Here is an 18,830-nt window from a genome sequence, read left to right as displayed (position 1 = left end):
TTTATGCTGGCGTGACGGAGAAGTGGCCGCCCTTCATGGTGTATTTCTGGGCCACTCCGTTTTCGTCTATGGCGACAATTGAGGCCACGCCGTCTTCGTTAATATTCAGTTCGAGGGCGTCGGTGAACAATTGATTGACGTCGTTCGGCAGGGTCTGATTCGCCGTATACCCATTGTCCGTGGGACGCAAGACGACGACGGACGCTCCCGACGTGAAATAGACATTGCCCTCACGGTCCACGTTGGTGTCCGCGAAGTTGACGGCCGTGACACTGTCCGGCTGTCCGTCAGTCAGCGGCACGGAACTGGTGCCATTGTCTTGGGAGAAGCCCACGGCACGACCGTTCTGGTACACCGCATATCCCACTGCGCCTTGTGCTAGGGAAGTGTCCGTTGGCGGAGTACCCAAGAAGTAGGTGCGAATCTCGAGCTCGCCAAACTTCGGATGGTTAACGACTTGGCGTGTCGTTTCGTTCCACGTTCCGCTCCAGGTGTCCTCAATCGTGGGCAACTGGGGGGATGCTTCTTGTTGAGTCGAAGCCTGTGGAGCATCTGTGCCTTCTGCCAGGGCTGGGGTTCCGGCGGCGAGCGTGACTGCCAGGAGGCAGGCGCCGCCACCCGCGGCTAGGGCTGATGTGAAGTGGTGTGATTTCGTTGTCCTCATGGTGGTCCATTCCTCTCATCTCGGTCCGCCGAATCTAGAAGAGACTCGACTGTGGTTCCGAGTCGTTGGTGTTTCCCATCATTTGTGGATGACACTATGTACCCTCCCGAATCGTGAGGCGCAAAACAAGGAATTCTTGAAATTATTATCAAACTGATGCTGTGGTCACGAATAAGTAACGGGTGAAAAAATCCTGGCCTCGAAAGGTGGCTTTGAAAGAAATCTCTAACACTGCACTGCTGGCGATCCAGGGCCATGATGAATACGAATCGTTTTCGGAATACGGTGAGTTTTATATTTGAAGTTTAATAATTTCGTGACGACGGCATGAAGGCCTTTAGGAATGGGTGACCTATTAAACCCTTGTCCGGTGCCCCATCAGATGGAAAGGGTCGGCTCGTCGTTTCCGTCGTCGCCATTCCCGCTCGTGAACTCGGCCCGAATAAGCACAACGCACGATGACGCCGGGTTACCGTCCCTTAGGTGCCTCCGGCCGTCCACGAGTAGCTTCGTCGGTACGCATCACTGCACCGACTGAGAAAGTACCGAACCGCATGATATTCACTGGCCTGATCGTGGGAGCCCTCTTGGGTGTCGTCTTGCAGCGTGGGCGATTCTGCGTGACGGGGATGCTCCGAGACATTTTCCTGTTGCGGTCTTGGCGCACGTTCACCGCTTTGATGATCGTGATCGCGGTGCACGCCGTCGGTATTGCGGTGCTCACTGGCGTCGGCGTGATTTCGCCCGAATATCCGACCTTTGCACCCGCAGCCGTGGTGGTCGGTGGGCTGCTCTTCGGCATGGGGATCATCCTCGCGGGAGGGTGTGCCTCGGGGACGTGGTACCGCGCGGCCGAAGGTCTCGTGGGGTCGTGGCTTGCGCTGGCAATGTACGCGCTGTCTTCGGCAGCGATGAAGAAGGGCGCCCTCGGCGATCTCAATACCAGCTTGAAGTCGTGGGACACGGGACTCACGACGATTCCTGCAGCCCTCGGAATCTCACCGTGGCCCTTCGTGATTATTTTGGTGGCCGTCACGGTGCTGATGGTGCGTCATTTCCTCAAACGGGAGCGACAGTCCGTACGCCCCGCGAGCCTTGGCGGACGTGCACGGTGGAAGCGGCCCCTCCACTTTTACGTCGCCGCCGTGCTGGTGGGAATTCTCGGCGTCGTCGCGTGGCCCCTATCCGCGGCTGCCGGACGCAACGACGGATTGGGAATTACCTCGCCGTCGTCGAACGTGGTGAAGTTCATCGCCACGGGTGACGGGTCGTCGATCGACTGGGGCGTGATGTTGGTGCTCGGTCTGTTCGGTGGTGCCCTCGTGGCCGCCAAGGCTACCGGTGAATTCCGGGTTCGCGTTCCCGACGCCGTGACAGCCACCCGATCCGTGGTCGGCGGCGTGATGATGGGCGTCGGTGCGTCGTGGGCCGGGGGCTGCACCGTCGGTAACGGCATGGTGCAAACCAGCCTGTTCAGTTTTCAAGGGTGGGTGGCCCTGGTCTTCATCGCGTTAGGTGTGGGCCTGGGCGCCAAATTGTGGCTCAAGCCCTCCACGGCTGGATCCAAGGCATCGCAACCGGCTACGGCAGATGCGTATTCCACCGATCAGAGTCTCGGAGGGGCGGCAGGATCCGACGACATCGAAAACCAGCCCACTTCAGGCGGCACGGCGCCCTTTGCGGGATTCGCGACGGCGCCTGGTGCGCTCGCGGTCAAGGCGCCGCAGGTCTCGACGAAGGCGCGTGACCTTGGCGGTGGTTACTTCGCGCTCGACTCCTTGGGCGCCGTATGCCCGTTCCCCCTCATCGAGGCGAAGGATGTGATGGCGACGCTGTCTAGCGGGGACCACTTGGTCATCGATTTCGATTGCACGCAGGCGACCGAGGCGATACCGCATTGGGCCGCCGAAGATGGCCACGAGGTGACGGACTTCCAGGAGCGGGGAGAGGCCAGCTGGCAGATTACCCTTCGAAAAGGGTAATCGGCGGGTTTCACGTGGCCCCTCCCCGCCATGAGAATTCTTAGGCGAAAGTCGCCGACGCCGCGTCGAGTTTCTGCACTTCCGCCTGCTCGATCTTCAGATCGGCCGCTGCAAGCACGTCTGCGAGCTGCTCGGTGTTTCGCGCGGAAGCAATGGGCGCCGTGACGCCCTTCGCTAGCAGGTAGGCGAGGGCAACCGAGGTGATCTTCGCATCGTGATGCTGCGCCACGTCGTTGAGAGCGTCGACCACGGCCAACCCCTCGTCGATGCTCGCTTCAGAGAAATAGTCGTCGATCATGCTCTTGCGGGCCGCGCCGTCCAAGTCTTGCGCGGAGCGGTATTTGCCCGTCAGGAACCCTGAGGCGAGAGCAAAGTAAGGAAATATCGCCGTATCGAACTTCCTCGCGATCGGAGCATAATCCTGCTCGAAGCTCCGCCGCTTCAACAGGTTGTAATGCGGCTGAATTGCCACCGGAACGCTCAGGCCTTCGGCGGTTGCGAATTCAAACCACCGGGTCATGCGTTCCTGAGAATAATTCGAGAGGCCGATATTCCGGGCCTTCCCGGAGCGGACGATCTCGTCGTAAGTTGTTGCCTGATCCTCGATGGCGACCGATTCGTCGTCGAAATGCGCGTAGTACACATCGATGTGATCGGTCTGCAGGCGGCGTAGGGAATCATCCACGGCGGCGTGCACGGTATCCCGTGCTTGCCCCGAATGTTCGGGATGCTGGCCGGCCTTGGTCGCAATGATGACGTCGTCACGTCGACCGCGAGAGGTCAGCCACTCGCCGAGAACGGTTTCGGATTCACCGCCGGTATGGCCTTCGGCCCACGCGGAGTACACGTCCGCGGTGTCGATAAAGTTGCCGCCGGCTTCGGTGAAGGCGTTCAGGACGGCGAAGGATTCCTCTCGGTTGGAGGTCCAACCGAACGTGTTGCCGCCCAGATTGATAGGGAACACCGAAAGATCGGTGCGGGGGATGCGTCGTAGGTCTGCCATGATTGCTCCTTCGTTGTTGGGCCGGAAGCGTGGATGCGACCGCCACACATTCCTCACAACACCCCCGCGCGTGGTGGATATTCCGGGCGACAGGCGCTCGCTCAACCTCTTGTCACAACATTGCATGGCAAACTTGCTTGGGTAAGGTAAAACACAAACTTGGGAGACGCACCTCATATGCGGGGTGCGTTTTCTGTTCTTCAACTCGTCGTCTTTGTGAGGAATGGCCGCCGCATTATGTCGAAAGTGACCGAAGTGATCTCGTCCGCTGTGTCCGAGCACGCCGCCGAAATGGTGGCGTTGAGGCGGGAACTTCATCAGATCCCGGAGCCCGGCCTCCACTTGCCGCAGACCACGGCACGGGTGCGCCAGGAATTTGAGGCGCTCGACATGGAGATCACGGACGCCAACGAGGTCTCCGGGTTTGTGGCAGTGCTTCGGGGCGGACGGGGTGCGGCCACGCCCTTGGCCGAGCGTCCGATCGTTCTGCTCCGGGCCGACATGGACGCCCTGCCCGTCACCGAGGAAACCGGGCTGAGCTGGGCTTCCCGCAACGGCGCGATGCACGGATGCGGCCACGACATGCACATGGCGGGGATCGTGGGCGCGGCCCGGGCACTGCATGCCGTTCGCGAAGAATTGGCCGGCGACGTCGTCTTCTTCCTGCAACCCGGTGAAGAGGGTTGGGATGGCGCTCAGCACTTGATCGACGAGGGCCTCCTGGAAGCCGCCGGCCGACTTCCCGACCACGCGTATGGATTGCACGTGTGGTCAGCCCAGTACCCCGCCGGAACCATCACCGCTCGCCCCGGCCCCCTCATGGCCTCCTCCGACACGATGATCGTGCGGGTGCATGGTCGCGGTGGTCACGGATCGGCTCCTCACAAGGCTCTGGACCCGGTGCCGATCGCCGCGGAAATGGTCACCCAATCCCATGTGCTGGTGACCCGCGAATTCGACATCTTCGAGCCCGTCGTGGCGACGTGCGGCAGCGTGGTTGCAGGTTCGGCCGCCAACGTGATTCCGGATCACGCCACGGCCAAGTTCACGCTACGCGCCTTCACCCCGGAAACCCGTGATCGTCTCATGGACAGCCTCACCCGGTTGTTCAACGGCATCGCGGCAGCACACGGCACGACTTGCGAGATCGAATCCCGCAAGCTCTACCCCGTGACGATGAATCACGACGACGAATCCGCTTATCTTGCCGACGTCAGCGAGCGGTCCTTCCCGGGGCGCTGGACCGAGCTGGACCGCCCCGTCGGCGCCTCGGAAGACTTCTCCAAGATCCTGGAACGTATACCGGGGGCGTTCGCGTTCGTCGCGGCCGTCGACCCGGAGAAGGACTATCAGACGGCGCCCTTCAATCACTCTCCGTTCGCGACCTACGACGATTCCGTTCTAGGGGATTGTTCCCGCCTCCTGGCGGACCTCGCCCTGGGCCGACTCACCTCATGACCTCCCTGGCCACTTGAGGTCGACGACGTCCGACATCACCGCACCCGAGCCCTCGCGAAAGGATCCCACCGTGAGCTCAGCAAGTCCCGCCGAGACGGCGACCCGACCCACCACCGGTGGTCAATCCAACCTCAAGACCTTGTTCGGCACCGGCATCGGCAACGCCTTGGAATGGTTCGACTGGAACATTTACGCGAGTTTTGCCGTGTACTTTTCCACGCAGGTCTTCAATAGCGAAAACCCGCAGTCGGCCTTCCTCGAAACGATGGCCATCTTCGCCGTGGGCTTCGTGGCCCGCCCCTTCGGCGGCGTCCTCTTCGGGTTTCTCGGTGACCGGTGGGGGAGGAAGCGTTCTCTGACCCTTGCCGTGGTCAGTGCGTCGGTCGGCTCGCTGATCGTTGCGGCCTGCCCCACCTACGACCAGGTGGGATGGCTGGCTTCGGCGTTGTTGCTGGTCGGACGCCTGATTCAGGGGCTCTCCCACGGAGGCGAATTGCCTGCGGCCCAAACGTATTTGGCCGAGCACGCCCCGCGGGACAAGCGCGGCCTCTTCGCGAGTTCGATTTACGTGACCGGTACGCTCGGTTTGCTTTGCGGCCTGGGGTTAGGTCTCCTGCTCCAAGGGCTGCTCACGGAAGAGCAGATGGGCGCATGGGGTTGGCGCATTCCGTTCCTGGTCGGTGCGTTGTTGGGCGTCGTCGCCATTTGGATTCGTTCTTCGCTCCAGGAGTCCGAGGTGTTCACCGAACACATGGAAGCGGTCGAACGTCAGGAAGTGCGGAAACAGAACATCGTGGTCGCCGTCTTCAAAAATTGGCGCACCGGGCTTCAGGTGATCGGGGTGACCGCGGGGCTCACGGTGGCCTACTACATCTGGTCCGTGACTATGGCTTCCCTGGCGACGACGACCTTCGGCTATACACCGCAGGATGCCTTCACGGCGTCGCTGATCGGCAACGTCGTCTTCATTCTGGCCCTGCCGGTGTGGGGTTGGGCCTCGGACAAGATCGGACGTAAGCCGTGCATCGTGGCCGGCATGGCGGGGTGCTTCCTGTTCTACATACCGCTCATCAAGCTCGTCTCCGGCGGGGAACTTTGGCAGTTGGTTCTCGCGATTTGCGTACAGCTGATCTTCCTGGCCGCATTCCTGGGCCACGCGCCGGCGACCTATGCCGAGATGTTTTCGACGGATCAGCGCACCGCAGGTTTCGGTGTGCCGTATTCGGTGGCTATCGCGGTGTTCGGCGGGACCGCAGGATACGTTCTGACGTGGATCGGGGACCCCTACAAGTTCGCGATCTACTCGATGATCCTGCTGATCATTTCCGCGCTGACGGTTCTGACTCTTCCCGAGACCAAGGGCAAGGATCTCCGAGGGTAAGTCCTCGAGCCCCGCGCCCTTGCACGGGGCGGATCTCATTCGAAGCGCTCGCGGACCGTGACCCATGCAGGGAAGGGGTCGGGGAGAAGGTGCCATTCGTCAGGGTCGGTCATGAGCTCGCTATCGGACAGCACCGCGTCGTCGAGGGCCTGCGTCAGCTCGGTAGGCCGGAGATCGAATCCTGTGAAGACGATGTCCTGACCGAAACTCAGGGGTTCTCCTGGAGTGGCCTCGTCTCGAGCCAAGGGGTCGATCGCCATGACCGAACCGGTGTGCGACCACGCCGCGGTAATGCCCGGCCGGCTCGCTAGGCGGCAGAAACCGCAGGAGCGAACGATCTTGCCTGCGGAACCCGGTTCGAGGTGCTCGTCCAAGGCCCGCTGTAGTCGCATCGGGTGGAACGGCCGCGGATTGGTGTACCGCATGGAGGCGACGCGCGGGTGGCGGTACTGGGCGGTGTGCAGGCCGTTCAGGTAGGCGATCCACCCGGGTCGGATCTGGACGGCGTCGTAGTACCCGGCGGGATCTTGCGCCTTGGGAATGGGATTTTCGCGGGTGCGGGAAGGTTGCCAGGTGCCGTCGTCGAGAACCACCTGTGCCCACGGCGCCAACTCCGCGATGATCGCCCGGATGATCTCCACGTCCTGTTCCGGCAATTGTTCCGCGTTGACCAACAGGGCCGTGGAGCAATACTCGATCTGTTCCACGGTTAAGAGCGCGCGGGCGGAGCTCGCCGTGAAGGGCGTGCCGTGGTGGAATTCCAGGTACTCGACCTGGTCGGTGCGCTCTAGCTCGCTGAAGAAATGTACGGCGTCGAGCACGCACACGACCTCGGCCAACTGGGTGGGCTCTTCCGGGTCGACGAGCGAGCCGATGACCGACCGAATCGGGGCCTGCATCGGGTATTCGACCACCACGTCCTGAGGCGTGATCCAGGGGATGAGAGACGTAGCCTCACGCACCGGATCCTTCGCTACCGCCAATCGTTCCGCATGAATGATCTCGCTTCCGGTGGCCCGGGCCAGTCGGTGTGCGATGCCGCCACGTTCCGGCACGCAGGAACCCACGACGACGGTAACGGTCGATTCCATGCCATGACTCCTTTGATGTCGGGTGTTTCGACTACTGTACTATGTGAATGCGAATCATTATCAACAAGGAGCATCATGAAGGTTAGAGCATCCGTCCGGTCCCTCAAGAACCAGCCCGGAGCCAAGGTGGTAAGGCGCAAGGGGCGCGTCTACGTGATTAATAAGCAGAATCCGCGCATGAAGGGACGCCAGAAATAACGGAAGAAACTCCGTTGCCGTGGTCGTGACTCGCCCCCGTGTAGGGCGCAGAATGAGAGAGGTGCCGGAACACCCAGGCACCTCTGGCAACGGAAGGAACCACATGTCCACGACCCTCATCACCGGTGCGTCCTCCGGGATCGGCGCGGAACTTGCTCGTCGTTTTGCGCGGCAAGGTGACCAATTGATCTTGGTCGCACGACGACGAGAGCGGCTAGAGGCGCTCGCCGAGGAGCTTGAGAGAGAACACCACGTCGGCGTCGAGATCGTGGAGATGGACCTGTCCGAGTCCTCCGCCGCCGGGGAGCTGTGGGAGAGGCTGTCGACCCGGCGCGTGGACACCCTCGTGAATAATGCCGGGTTCGGAAATGGCGGCACGGTGGTCGACGCGGATCCCGAGCTTCTCGAGCAAGAAATACGCCTGAATTGCCTGACCTTGGTCGGCTTAACGCGGCGTTTTCTGGAGCCCATGATCGAGCGGGGGAGCGGGATGATCATAAACATCGCCTCCACCGCGGCGTGGCAACCAGTGCCCAATCTTGCGGTCTACGCCGCGACGAAGGCCTTCGTGCTCTCCTTTACCGAGGCTCTGTGGGCCGAGGTGAGGCCGCATGGCGTTAGGGCAATCGCGGCCTGCCCCGGGCCGACACGGACGGAATTCTTTGACCATGCCGGGACCGAGGCGCAGGTCGGGCGGCTACGCACCACGGGCCAATTTGCGGACGCGCTCTTTGAACACCTCAACGGAAAGAACCCGAGCTTTGTCGACGGGTTCGCTAATCGGATGGTGGCCAAGGGCGCCGCGTTTATCCCGAAAAAACTCGTGTTGAAGATTGCCGGTATCGCGACACAATCACGTGGGCCGAAATAAGCCGAAAGTCGCCCATTGCCACCTTTTCGATCACCCCGCTCATAAGAAATGGCCACCCGGGGTGCCGGAGATGGAACGGTGGCTACGCCGTGGGCAAGTGCGGGGTCCCAGGGCGCGGAGTTCTGGGTCGGTTTGTGGTTTGGTGTGGAGTGCCCGACGTGATGTAATGTCAATCACTTACTCCGCGGTTTCCATTCCCCTGAAGAGGTTGACCATGAGCGATCCCTCGACCGCTGCACCCACCGAAAACCTGTCACGCGGCCTCAAGAACAGGCACCTCCAGCTCATCGCCATTGGCGGAGCGATTGGCACCGGCCTGTTCTTTGGCTCCGGAAAACTCACCCACGTCGTCGGACCGGGCCTGTTGGTGGTCTACGCGGTGATCGGTTTCTTCCTCTTTTTCGTGATGCGCGCCCTCGGGGAATTGCTCCTCTCGAATCTCAATTACAAGACATTCGGAGACATCGCCAAAGACAACATTGGGCCGTGGGCTGGCTTCATGGTCTCGTGGAATTACTGGTTTTCCTGGGTGGTCGGTTGTGTGGCCGACCTCGTCGCAATCACCGCGTACGTTCAATACTTTTGGCCGAGCGTTCCCGTGTGGTTGCCCGCGCTGTTGACCGCGGTAGGGCTCATCGCTCTCAACCTGCAGCCGGTCAAGGCCTTCGGGGAAACGGAATTTTGGTTTGCCATCATCAAGATCGTCGCGATCCTGGCCCTCATCCTCGTGGGCATCGTGCTGATTCTTCGCGGCTACGAGAACGGCGACGGAACCAAAGCCGCAGTATCAAACTTGTGGAGCCATGGCGGAATTTTCCCGACCGGGCTCACCGGTTTCATGCTGGGTTTCCAGCTGGCGATTTTCTCCTTCATCGGCATGGAGCTTGTAGGGACAACCGCCGCTGAAACGGAAAACCCTCACCGGAATCTACCGCGGGCCATCAACTCGATTCTTCTACGCATCGTGATCTTCTATCTCGGTTCGCTGTCCGTCATCATGATGGTCACCCCGTGGGATCACATCGATCCGGAGCAGAGCCCTTTCACCACGATGTTCGGCAATGCGGGATTCGCGGGGGCCGCCTTCGTGGTCAACCTCGTGGTGCTGACTTCCGCGGCGTCGAGCGCGAATTCTGGCGTATATTCCGCTACACGCATGGCTTTTGGGCTCTCGAAGGATGGGCACGCGCCCAGCGCCCTCAACATGACGACCCGTCGCGGCGTGCCCATGAAGGCCGTTTTCTTCACCACGGTGTTTCTCTTCGCCGCGATTCCTCTTTTGCTCGGTGGGGACGCGCTGACCCAGGCCTTTACCGTCGTCAGCTCGATTTGTTCCGCGGATATCCTCTTCACGTGGGGATCCATCGTGGTCAGCTACATCCTGTATCGACGTCGGCATCCAGACGTGCACCGAGCTTCGGGATTCAAGATGCCGCTCTCGAGGATTGCGCCCTGGTTTGTCCTGGCCTTCTTCGTGTTCATCGCATTCACGCTGACGCTTAGCGAGGACACCCGGATTGCGGCGTATTTGAGCCCGTTGTGGTTCATTTTCTTGGCCGTGGCGTGGCAGTTCGTCAAGCGACGTCTGATTCGGCAGAAGCGCCCCCTGACTGCGGAGATCCCCCAGGTTTCACCCCACGAAGTCCGCACTCACTTCGAGAACAAGGAACAAGACTGAGCGAAGCGCGCCTTCGGGGCCGGGGTATGGCGGTCCCAAAGGCGCGCGACGCTATGCCGAACTCAGGCCTGAGCGACTCGACGTAGCGTGGGTTTCGTCGCGGACGTCGCCACCCGCACCACGACGACGCCGAGGCCCAATGTCACGAGGATCGTCAGCATCGTCAGGGGGTTGATGAGAATTGCGGCACCGATAATGGGTGCCATGGTGACGCCAGCAATGCCGATGGAAATCAGCACCACCGCCCACAGGGACCTCATCACTGAAACCTGACGAATTCGGCTCAGATCTTCCACGGGCATGCCGATACGCGAGAGCCCCAGGTAAAGCTCCTTGCGGTCCAAGACCTGAGCGGTCTGATTGATGCAGACCGATGCCGCCACCATCACGAAGGAAATGGTGAGGGCCACGATTACTCCGGTCTGAAGGTCTCGCATGAAAATGACTTCTTCCGCCGGGACCTTTCCGGTGTCGCCCATATTGAGGAGGGCCACGCCGGAGCCGGCAACCACGGCCAGGTAGACGCTGAACGCGATGCCGCCGACTTGCCGCCACATCTCCTGTGGAGACTCCAGCACGTTCCGCGCGGCCATGAGCTTGACGGCGGTGGGTGCGCGTTTGGCTTGGGACGACGCGACCCACTTGAGCACCAGCGGGCCCAGGAAGTGCACTCCCACCAGAGGAACGGAAATCACCAGGAGCAAACCCACCAAGAGGAAGGCGCCACCGATCCCGCCGCTGAGGGCCCCAAAAACGATTTGGGCCAGGAGGAACAGACCAACGCCGATCATGAGCCTCATCCAGCGAACCGACCGAGGCACGGTTCGAGCGCGAACACCGAGCGGGCTGACGTGAATACGACTCAAGCCCATCAGAGCGCTGCCGAGGGCCAAACCCATCAGCACGAGAATTCCCAAAATCAACAAGGGGAATCCCATCCACATGCCGCCAGCGCCGATGGCGCGTCCGCCGAAATGGATGAGTCCCACGAGCGGGCAGAGAAGCAGGTATGCGATCAGTCCGAGGAACACCCCCGTTCCAGAGAAAACTGCTGCCTCCGTGAGCGCAATGCCTCGAATCTTTCGACGCGAGGCGCCCAACAGACGCAGGGTCGAGAGGCGTCGATCCCGTTGACGCGCCATGAGTCGGCCGGCCGAGGACATCAGCGCCGCCATGGGGACCAAGAGCAAAATGAGGGCCAGTGCGGCAAAGAACCCGTAGCCCAGACCGTAGGTATAGGGCATCGTCATGAGGTGGTGTGCTCCGCCGAGCACGGTGAACCAGATGGCGCTGGTTGCCATGAAGGCACCTACCGGCAGGGCCCACGTTCCACGGTCGTCAAAGGTCTTACGGAGAAAAAGGCGGTTCATCGCGGATCCCCCTGGTGGTCGGTGGCGATGTGGCCGTCGTGCAAGCGAATGGTGCGGGAGCATCTGGCGGCGACGGCGGGGTCGTGAGTCACGATCACCAGGCTGGCTCCTCGTGACGCCGTGGACTCGAGGAGGGCGGACAAGACATGCCGTGAGGTTTCACTGTCCAGCGCTCCGGTGGGTTCATCGGCGAAGACGACGTCGGGGCGTGTGACCTGAGCGCGGGCAATGGCGACTCGCTGTGCCTGCCCGCCGGAAAGCTGACCGGGGCGGCGGTTTTCCATGCCCTGCAGGCCCAACGCTCCGAGCCATTGCCAGGCCGCGTGTTCCGCTTCGTGCCGCGACGCTCCCGAAACCATGAGCGCCATCGCGACGTTTTCGAGGGCCGTGAGCTCTGGTAACAGCATTCCTTCCTGGAATACGAAGCCGATGCGGTCCCGTCGAAGCGCGGCCCGTTGCTCGGAGGACATCCGTGAGACATCCATCGGCCCCTGGCCCGAACCGAGATTCAGGTGCACGGATCCGTGGTCGGGCGTGATGATTCCGGAAAGGACGTGCATCAAGGTGGACTTGCCCGATCCGGACGGTCCCATGATGGCCACGGACTCTCCGGGAAGGATCGTCACCGAAACGTTGTCGAGAGCACGGGTCGAAGAAAAGGCCTTAAAGAGGCCCTGGGCATTGAGGCGAGGAGCAAGTTGTGTGGTCATGCTTCAATGCTCGCCGCCCGGCCTCACGAAAGCAGCGGATCTGCCGATGATTCCGGGGGGTACACGAATGTACCGGTCTGGGTAGAGAGGGCTTTACCCGGCGTCGGGCACCGTGAGCCATCGACCGGTCGCCGACTCGACGCACGCGGCGATCTCGGCAGGCGCCCCGGAGGCCAACACTCGCCCGCCTCGCTCACCGGCACCCGGCCCCAGATCGATCACGTGGTCCACGCCCGCCACCACGCGGAGGTCGTGCTCGGCCATCACCACGGTATTTCCCTGGTCCACAAGCCGGTTCAGCTCGGCGACCAAAAGGTCGACGTCGGCAGGGTGAAGACCGGTGGTGGGCTCGTCGAGCAAATACATGGTGTGACCCCGCGGGGAACGTTGAAGCTCGGTCGCCAGCTTGATGCGCTGCGCCTCACCGCCGGAAAGCTCCGTGGCGGGCTGACCGAGGGTCAGGTACCCCAAACCAATCGCGTCGAGCGCTCGCAAGGACCGCGTCACCTGAGGATCCTCGGCAAAGAACTCGAGCGCGTCCCGAACCGTCAATTCGAGAACCTCGGAGATATTTCGGCCATTCCAGGTGACCTGGAGGGTCTCCGGATTGTAGCGGGCACCGTGGCAGGTGGGGCATGGGGAGTAACTGCCCGGCAGGAAGACGAGTTCCACCTCGATCTGTCCCTCGCCCTGACACGTGGGGCAACGCCCCTCGGTCACGTTGAAGGAGAACCGGCCGATGCCCCAACCACGCTTGGAGGCTTCTGGGGTTGCGGCAAAGAGCTTGCGGACCCGATCAAAAAGGCCGGTGTAGGTGGCCAGGCAGGAACGGGGGCTGCGGCCGATCGGTTTTTGGGTGATTTGCACCAACCGGTCGACGGCCCCTTCGCCCTTCACCTGGTGCACTTCGGCCTCGGCGAGTTCTTCGTCGTCCAGGACGCTGGTCCGGACGCTTCGGCGCAACACCGGTGCGAGGACGTCGCCCAGCAACGTGGACTTTCCTGAACCCGAGACTCCGGTGAGGGCGGTCAACACACCCAGAGGGATCGTGACGTCCGCTCCACGAATCGTGCGCATCGAAATTCCGTGTAATTCCAACGAACCGGAAGGCTTCCGGGCCTCAGAGGCGTCGCGCGGAGTGGGGTGTTTCGCGTACAAGTAGGGTGCGGTCTTCGAAGCCGCGACCTCCGCCAGACCCGGCACCGAACCGGAGTGCAGAATGCGTCCGCCCTCCACGCCGGCCGCCGGCCCGACGTCGACCACCCAGTCGGCGTGCTCCACGAGTCGCATGTCGTGCTCGACCAGCAGAACCGAATTGCCCTCGTCGAGGAACCGCTGGAAGAGATCCAGCAGAATCCCCTTCTCGCTAGGGTGCAATCCCGCCGAAGGCTCGTCGAGCACGTAGGCCACCCCGAAGAGTCCGGAACGCAACTGGGCAGCCAATCTCAGGCGCTGCATCTCACCCGTGGACAGCGTCTGGGCCGGACGATCGAGGCTGAGGTGTCCCAGACCGAGGCCAACCATCGTTTCCAGGACGGGAACCACGTTGGGTAGGAGCAGGCGTTCAGCTTCAATTTCGGGACTCTCCGGGAGCTCTTGAACCTCGCTCCACCGCCCGGACAACGTTTCGAGGATCTCCTCCGCGGAATGCGCATTCAGTTCGTAAATCGGTTGACCCAGGTACGTCACGCGCAGGGCATCCGGGTTGAGGCGGTGTCCGTGGCACGTGGGGCACGTAAAGGTGTCCAGGTACCGCAACGCCCGGGCCCGGGTTTTCTCGGATTTCGCGTGGTCCACGGACTTGAGGAGATATCGGTTAACCGACTGCCACCGGCCCTTATACGTTCCGTGGGCCTGATCGACGCCGCGGACCGGATGCACTTCGACCACAGGTTGTTCATCGGTGAACAGGATCCAGTCGCGCGTTTCACGAGGGAGATCTCGCCACGGCGCGTCCATGTCCGCGATCCCCAGGGTGCGCACGATGTCGTGAAAATTCTTCCCCAGCCAAGCACCGGGCCAGGCCTGAATCGCCCCTTCATTGATCGAGAGGCTGGGGTCGGGAACCATCGAACGTTCGGTGGGTTCGTGAATGGTTCCGGCCCCGTGACACTGAGGGCACATACCCTCCGGAGTGTTAGGGCTGAAGGCTTCCGCCAACAGACGACCCCCGTGCAAGGGCGATCCGTGCTTCAAGACCTCTTCGGGATGGTTTCCCGCGCGGGAATACAGCAGACGAATTCCGTTGGAGAGCGTGGTGATGGTTCCGACGCTCGATCGCGCCCCACCACCGCTGGTGCGTTGCTCGAGTGCGACCGTGGGCGGAAGCCCGGTGAGCGCCTCGACCCGCGGGTCCATCGTGCTCCCGATCAACCGCCGGGCAAAGGGGGCGATGGACTCGAGGTACCGTCGCTGCGATTCGCCGTGGATGGTCCCGAAGGCGAGGGAAGATTTCCCCGAACCCGAAACGCCCGTGAACGCCACCAACGCACCGCGGGGGAAGGTCGTGGAGACGTGCCTCAGGTTATGTAGGTGGGCGTCGCGGACGGTGACGACGTCGTCGGCTGGAGTGCTGCTTTCACCTGCGCGAATGTTCGTGGCGTGTGGTTCGGAAAGGGGCATGCTTCGACACTACCGCCGGGTCCTCTACCGACGTCGAGAGGGGCGTTGCTTGACACCCTTGGGTAGCTTCACGGTGGAAGCGAACAAGCCCATCCAGGCTGCGCCCGCAATGGTCAGTGCACCCGTCGTCACGATCGCAACGGGCAGGCTCGCCAGAGCGAGCAGACCGGCCACGAGCGCCGGTCCGCCGAGTTTGCCCGAATTGTTGAAGATCGCCCAGATTCCGAGGAACTTGGCGCGCCCGACGGCAGGGCTGAGGTCCGCGCCGATGGTCATGTTCACTCCGGCACCGAGACCATTTCCGACGGCCATGACGACGACGGCGATGACGGCCCACAACAGGGTCGGCTGGATCGACATCAGGAGGAAACCGGCGCCGAAGATGACCAAACAGACCATGAGGACGGCGGAACGGCCGAGCCAATCCTTGATATAGCCGCCGGGGAACATCAGGATCAGCTCCAAGGCGGCCCCGAGCGCCACAAGCAGGGAGATTCCAGATTCGTGGAGGTGAATGTGCACGCCCCACAGCTGAATCATCATGGGTTGAACGGCCCGAGCCACGGAGAGAATCGTGATCGAGACTCCCGCGAGGAGGACCGCATGCCACCGAACGTCGAGTTTCTTGGGCGCCGTCGGGTCCGCGAGCGCGATCCGGGACGTCGTCGTCGACGGGGCTTCATCGAACCCACGGTTGAGCGCCGGGATGCACAGCACCACCACGGCCAATACCGCGCAGAATGCGCTGAAGATATAGACCGACCACAGTGGGAACCAGAGGAGCAGCATGGCGCTGATCATCGGTCCCGCAAGGTTGCCGACGCGTTGCGTCCCGCCGAGGGCGGTCATGGCGCGCCCCATGTGCATGGCCGGCATTTTCTCTGCGACGATCGCTTGCCGGGCCAGCCCCCAAATATCTTGAACCGGCGCGAGCATCATGAGCAGAACGATGTACAGCACCAGTGAATAGGGGCGGGCGACGACGCCTGAGAGGGCGAGCACCAACAGGGCCGTGATGGTGACTGCGGCGCTCGTGCCGAAAATCATCGCTTTTCGGTCACCGATTTTGTCGATCAAAATGCCCACGGGAACCGTGAACAAGAGGCTGGCCGCACCCATCAGAGAGACCACGGCGCTGGATAACGCGTCGCCCGCACCGAGGCTCAGGGCGGAGAGGACCAGCACGGGCACGGTGGACCCCACCCCGACCGCGAACAACAGGGACGGTACGATGACCGGCCAAAAGATGGGGCGAAGCATGCTGGATACCCTACTCCGACTAGGTCTTCCACTCCGAGATGTGAAGAAGGGCCGTTCCCGCGGCTTATGCCACGGAAACGGCCCTTAGTGTGGTTCGGGTGTGGTTCTAGCTAGTGGGCTTCGCCGACCCAAGTGATGCTGATGTAGGGGTCGAAGCGAGCCGTTTGCAGGATATGGGAATCCTTGAGATCCACGACGCCGTCCTTAACCTCCACGCGGTGCTGCTCATACTGGCCACCGGAGGAGATGGAAACGTCATAGATACCGTGCGGAGCCGGCAGCTCACCCGGACCGTTGGTGTTGGGAACCTTCAGGAAGTATGTGGTGGGGTGCTCCGTGGAGCGCACCAGTGCCGCCTGTTCAACGCCCTGAGGAGCGGATTCCGCGCTGCTCGCCTTCGTCTCGGCGGTCGGCGTGGCGGTTGCCTGAGCCGGCCCCATCGAAGCGACGCCGGCACCGAGTGCGAGCGCAACACCGGCGGCGGCCATGGATGCCTTACGGGTGAAGTGCTGGGTGCGGAACATGAGATAACTCCTTGGTTGAAGGTCGTTCCCGAAACTCATCGGCGATATCGGGTGGTTCCACGCTAACGCCCCAAAAATGGGGGTAGATGTGTCCGTGATCCGGTGCCTGAAGGGTCACGGGATGGTTAAAACCCTGAAATTTCGGGCGATCTGAGCTATGAGACGTGAACGTATTCCCTCAGGGGAATTGGATGCGTGACCCCCTCGTGACTGAATCCTGAGCAAATTCCCAGGTGGGGTGGGGTAACGGCAGATTGTGGAGGGTCCACATATACCTGACCGTTGCGCCCGATGGTGGGGAACACGAGCAAATTGCCATGAAGTGCGGGTAAAGTACCGCGTCTTTTCGGCGTATCCTCGCGGACACCCGCACTCGATACCTTGATGTCGTCCATCACACACAGACGCACGAACTATTCAGTGAGGTATTCGCCGTGCAGCACGCATCGTCCGGTCAGCAATCTGGTCTCAATCGTCGGAAGCTTCTTCAACTCAGTGGCGTCTCTGCCACGGCCTTGGCTTTGGGAATCAATGTTCCCGGGGCACGTGCGGCCTCGGAATCGAACTCATCTTCCGAGCCCGATCTGAAGAACGTTTTTGGCTTGGGTATTGCCTCGGGTGCTCCGCGACCGGACGGGGTGGTGTTGTGGACCCGCCTAGCCCCGCAGCCGTTGGCGGAAGACGGTCGTGGCGGCATGCCGCAGCGGACCGTGACCGTGAACTGGCAGGTCGCACGGGATGAAGGCTTCGTCGGTATCGAGAAAGAAGGCAACGCTCTGGCCCAGCCGGAGCTGTCTCACTCGGTGCATCCTCGGGTTGAGGGGTTACGCGCCGGAACCGAATACTTTTATCGCTTCCGCGTAGGTCGCGAGGTGAGCCGCGTCGGTCGCTTCAAGACCCTTCCGGCGGCGAACACCGGCCTCTCCTCCTTCTCCTTCGGATTCGTCAGTTGCCAGGCTTGGTACCACGGCCATTTCACGGCTCATAAGCACCTGGCTCAAGAGAAGGATCTGGATTTGGTCCTGTTCCTGGGGGACTACATCTACGAGTACGGCATCACGGAGAAAAACCTCACCCGCCAGGGTGCCGAGGTTGGGCCCGCCCATAGGGTTGAGGTGAAGTCGCTCGCGCAGTATCGCTTGCGGTATTCGCTGTTCAAGACCGATCAGCATCTTCAGGATGTTCACGCCAGGGCCGCGTGTGCCGTGATCTGGGACGACCACGAGGTGCAGAACAACTACACCGGTAAGCTCCCGGCGGCGTCGACCCCAGACCCCAATTTCCGGGAACGCATCGCCTCGGCCTACCGGGCGTTCTACGAGAACATGCCGTTGGACGTCGAGGCTCTTCCCCATGGAGATTCCAGCGACATCACGACCACCATCGACGTCGGCAACTTGATTCGATTCTCGTTGCTCGACAGCCGCCAGTTCCGCGACGCCGAACCGAAGGACGAGGCGGACCGGACGCGCAAGGACCGCACGATTTTGGGATCCGACCAAGAGGCCTGGGTCGCCAACGCGCTCAAGACCAGCCCCGCAACGTGGAACATCCTGGCCAACGGTGTGGTGCTGACCCCCATCACCCCCGACCGCACGGATCAGTGGGACGGATACCCGGCGGCGCGCGAGCGGATGCTGAAGGCGATGAACCGATCCTCCAATCCGGTGATGCTTTCCGGAGACATCCACAAGCACAGTGCGGCCGAGCTCAAGCAGAACTTTGACAACGAGAACAGCCGAACCCTCGGTGTCGAGCTGGTGTGCACCTCCGTGGCGTCGGATGGCGACGGCGCCAAGACGGACAAGAACACCGGCGACTGGCTGGGCCACCCGTACGTCAAGCACTACGACGGCCGCCGCGGCTACGTCCACGTGACGGTTACGCCCAAAGACATGGTCTCGAGTTTCTACTGCGTGGACTGGATCGAACGTGACGACACCGCTCCCAAGCAGCTGTCGGCTCGGTTCTACACCAAGGCCGGGCAGATGTCGCTTTCGCCGATGTAATTTCACGTT

15 protein-coding genes and 1 pseudogene are annotated in these 18,830 nt (G+C 61.9%); 8 read left to right on the top strand and 8 right to left on the bottom strand.

Translation table 11 applies throughout. The annotated features are described in order from the left end of the window. Window position 1: 1 nt before the first annotated feature. Window positions 2-664 (bottom strand): hypothetical protein, encoded by a 663-nt coding sequence (locus B9Y51_RS00500; protein WP_085528422.1) that lies wholly within the window; start codon window positions 662-664, stop codon window positions 2-4. A 458-nt stretch (window positions 665-1,122) separates the two neighbouring features. On the opposite strand from B9Y51_RS00500, the pseudogene B9Y51_RS11290 reads away from it, so the two are divergent. Together B9Y51_RS11290 and B9Y51_RS11285 are read left to right on the top strand one after the other, a co-directional pair. Next, window positions 1,123-2,175 (top strand): annotated as a pseudogene (locus B9Y51_RS11290) (YeeE/YedE family protein); the annotation flags it as partial. 267 nt (window positions 2,176-2,442) lie between these two features. Beyond that, the gene (locus B9Y51_RS11285; RefSeq protein WP_238651317.1) at window positions 2,443-2,646 is read left to right on the top strand and encodes a sulfurtransferase TusA family protein; all 204 of its coding nucleotides are present in this window, start codon (window positions 2,443-2,445) and stop codon (window positions 2,644-2,646) included. A gap of 40 nt (window positions 2,647-2,686) precedes the next feature. Here the strand turns inward: B9Y51_RS11285 and B9Y51_RS00490 are convergent, their stop codons facing one another. Then, a complete protein-coding gene (locus B9Y51_RS00490) occupies window positions 2,687-3,649 on the bottom strand; it encodes an aldo/keto reductase (protein ID WP_085528421.1) in 963 nt (320 codons plus the stop codon). Window positions 3,650-3,895: 246 nt separating this feature from the next. Between B9Y51_RS00490 and B9Y51_RS00485 the strand changes: the two genes are divergently transcribed. Further along, entirely contained in the window at window positions 3,896-5,107 is a 1,212-nt protein-coding gene (locus B9Y51_RS00485; protein WP_238651303.1) for a M20 metallopeptidase family protein, read from the top strand. A 70-nt stretch (window positions 5,108-5,177) separates the two neighbouring features. Next, window positions 5,178-6,488 carry an MFS transporter gene (locus B9Y51_RS00480; protein WP_048680906.1) on the top strand — a complete coding sequence of 437 codons (1,311 nt, stop codon included), beginning with the start codon at window positions 5,178-5,180 and terminating at the stop codon, window positions 6,486-6,488. 35 nt (window positions 6,489-6,523) lie between these two features. On the opposite strand, the gene B9Y51_RS00475 is transcribed toward B9Y51_RS00480, so the two are convergent. After that, a complete protein-coding gene (locus B9Y51_RS00475; RefSeq protein WP_085528420.1) occupies window positions 6,524-7,579 on the bottom strand; it encodes a GTP-binding protein in 1,056 nt (351 codons plus the stop codon). Between the two features lie 75 nt (window positions 7,580-7,654). On the opposite strand from B9Y51_RS00475, the gene ykgO reads away from it, so the two are divergent. The 3 genes from ykgO to B9Y51_RS00460 all read left to right on the top strand — a co-directional run bounded on the left by ykgO (window position 7,655) and on the right by B9Y51_RS00460 (window position 10,326). Continuing rightward, complete coding sequence (gene ykgO / locus B9Y51_RS00470; protein ID WP_048680771.1) at window positions 7,655-7,777, top strand: type B 50S ribosomal protein L36; 123 nt, start codon at window positions 7,655-7,657, stop codon at window positions 7,775-7,777. A 103-nt stretch (window positions 7,778-7,880) separates the two neighbouring features. After that, window positions 7,881-8,648: an SDR family NAD(P)-dependent oxidoreductase gene (locus B9Y51_RS00465; protein ID WP_085528419.1), complete on the top strand. Its 768-nt coding sequence runs from the start codon at window positions 7,881-7,883 to the stop codon at window positions 8,646-8,648. Window positions 8,649-8,862: 214 nt separating this feature from the next. Beyond that, complete coding sequence (locus B9Y51_RS00460; RefSeq protein ID WP_048680908.1) at window positions 8,863-10,326, top strand: amino acid permease; 1,464 nt, start codon at window positions 8,863-8,865, stop codon at window positions 10,324-10,326. Window positions 10,327-10,388: 62 nt separating this feature from the next. Here B9Y51_RS00460 and B9Y51_RS00455 read toward each other — a convergent pair whose 3' ends face one another. The 5 genes from B9Y51_RS00455 to B9Y51_RS00435 all read right to left on the bottom strand — a co-directional run bounded on the left by B9Y51_RS00455 (window position 10,389) and on the right by B9Y51_RS00435 (window position 16,812). Next, entirely contained in the window at window positions 10,389-11,696 is a 1,308-nt protein-coding gene (locus B9Y51_RS00455; protein WP_158088215.1) for an FtsX-like permease family protein, read from the bottom strand. After that, entirely contained in the window at window positions 11,693-12,406 is a 714-nt protein-coding gene (locus B9Y51_RS00450; RefSeq protein WP_048680779.1) for an ABC transporter ATP-binding protein, read from the bottom strand. Before B9Y51_RS00450 ends, B9Y51_RS00455 begins: the two co-directional genes overlap by 4 nt. 93 nt (window positions 12,407-12,499) lie before the next feature. Next, window positions 12,500-15,028 (bottom strand): excinuclease ABC subunit UvrA, encoded by a 2,529-nt coding sequence (locus tag B9Y51_RS00445; RefSeq protein WP_158088214.1) that lies wholly within the window; start codon window positions 15,026-15,028, stop codon window positions 12,500-12,502. A 24-nt stretch (window positions 15,029-15,052) separates the two neighbouring features. After that, complete coding sequence (locus tag B9Y51_RS00440; protein ID WP_085528417.1) at window positions 15,053-16,288, bottom strand: MFS transporter; 1,236 nt, start codon at window positions 16,286-16,288, stop codon at window positions 15,053-15,055. A gap of 110 nt (window positions 16,289-16,398) precedes the next feature. Next, a complete protein-coding gene (locus B9Y51_RS00435; protein ID WP_085528416.1) occupies window positions 16,399-16,812 on the bottom strand; it encodes a hypothetical protein in 414 nt (137 codons plus the stop codon). A 434-nt stretch (window positions 16,813-17,246) separates the two neighbouring features. Between B9Y51_RS00435 and B9Y51_RS00430 the strand changes: the two genes are divergently transcribed. Next, window positions 17,247-18,821, top strand: a complete 1,575-nt coding sequence (locus B9Y51_RS00430; protein ID WP_085528415.1) for an alkaline phosphatase D family protein — start codon at window positions 17,247-17,249, stop codon at window positions 18,819-18,821. Window positions 18,822-18,830: the final 9 nt, after the last annotated feature.

It is taken from the genome of Kocuria massiliensis, assembly GCF_900169715.1.
Classification (GTDB): domain Bacteria; phylum Actinomycetota; class Actinomycetes; order Actinomycetales; family Micrococcaceae; genus Rothia; species Rothia massiliensis.
This window is presented reverse-complemented; position numbering and strand designations above follow the sequence as displayed.

Coding starts and splice junctions, on each gene's coding strand:
- B9Y51_RS00450 (WP_048680779.1), bottom strand. CDS start 12,406: ATGACCACACAACTTGCTCCTCGCCTCAATGCCCAGGGCCTCTTTAAG.
- B9Y51_RS00500 (WP_085528422.1), bottom strand. CDS start 664: ATGAGGACAACGAAATCACACCACTTCACATCAGCCCTAGCCGCGGGT.
- B9Y51_RS00445 (WP_158088214.1), bottom strand. CDS start 15,028: ATGCCCCTTTCCGAACCACACGCCACGAACATTCGCGCAGGTGAAAGC.
- B9Y51_RS00440 (WP_085528417.1), bottom strand. CDS start 16,288: ATGCTTCGCCCCATCTTTTGGCCGGTCATCGTACCGTCCCTGTTGTTC.
- B9Y51_RS00435 (WP_085528416.1), bottom strand. CDS start 16,812: ATGTTCCGCACCCAGCACTTCACCCGTAAGGCATCCATGGCCGCCGCC.
- B9Y51_RS00460 (WP_048680908.1), top strand. CDS start 8,863: ATGAGCGATCCCTCGACCGCTGCACCCACCGAAAACCTGTCACGCGGC.
- B9Y51_RS00465 (WP_085528419.1), top strand. CDS start 7,881: ATGTCCACGACCCTCATCACCGGTGCGTCCTCCGGGATCGGCGCGGAA.
- ykgO (WP_048680771.1), top strand. CDS start 7,655: ATGAAGGTTAGAGCATCCGTCCGGTCCCTCAAGAACCAGCCCGGAGCC.
- B9Y51_RS00490 (WP_085528421.1), bottom strand. CDS start 3,649: ATGGCAGACCTACGACGCATCCCCCGCACCGATCTTTCGGTGTTCCCT.
- B9Y51_RS00475 (WP_085528420.1), bottom strand. CDS start 7,579: ATGGAATCGACCGTTACCGTCGTCGTGGGTTCCTGCGTGCCGGAACGT.
- B9Y51_RS00455 (WP_158088215.1), bottom strand. CDS start 11,696: ATGAACCGCCTTTTTCTCCGTAAGACCTTTGACGACCGTGGAACGTGG.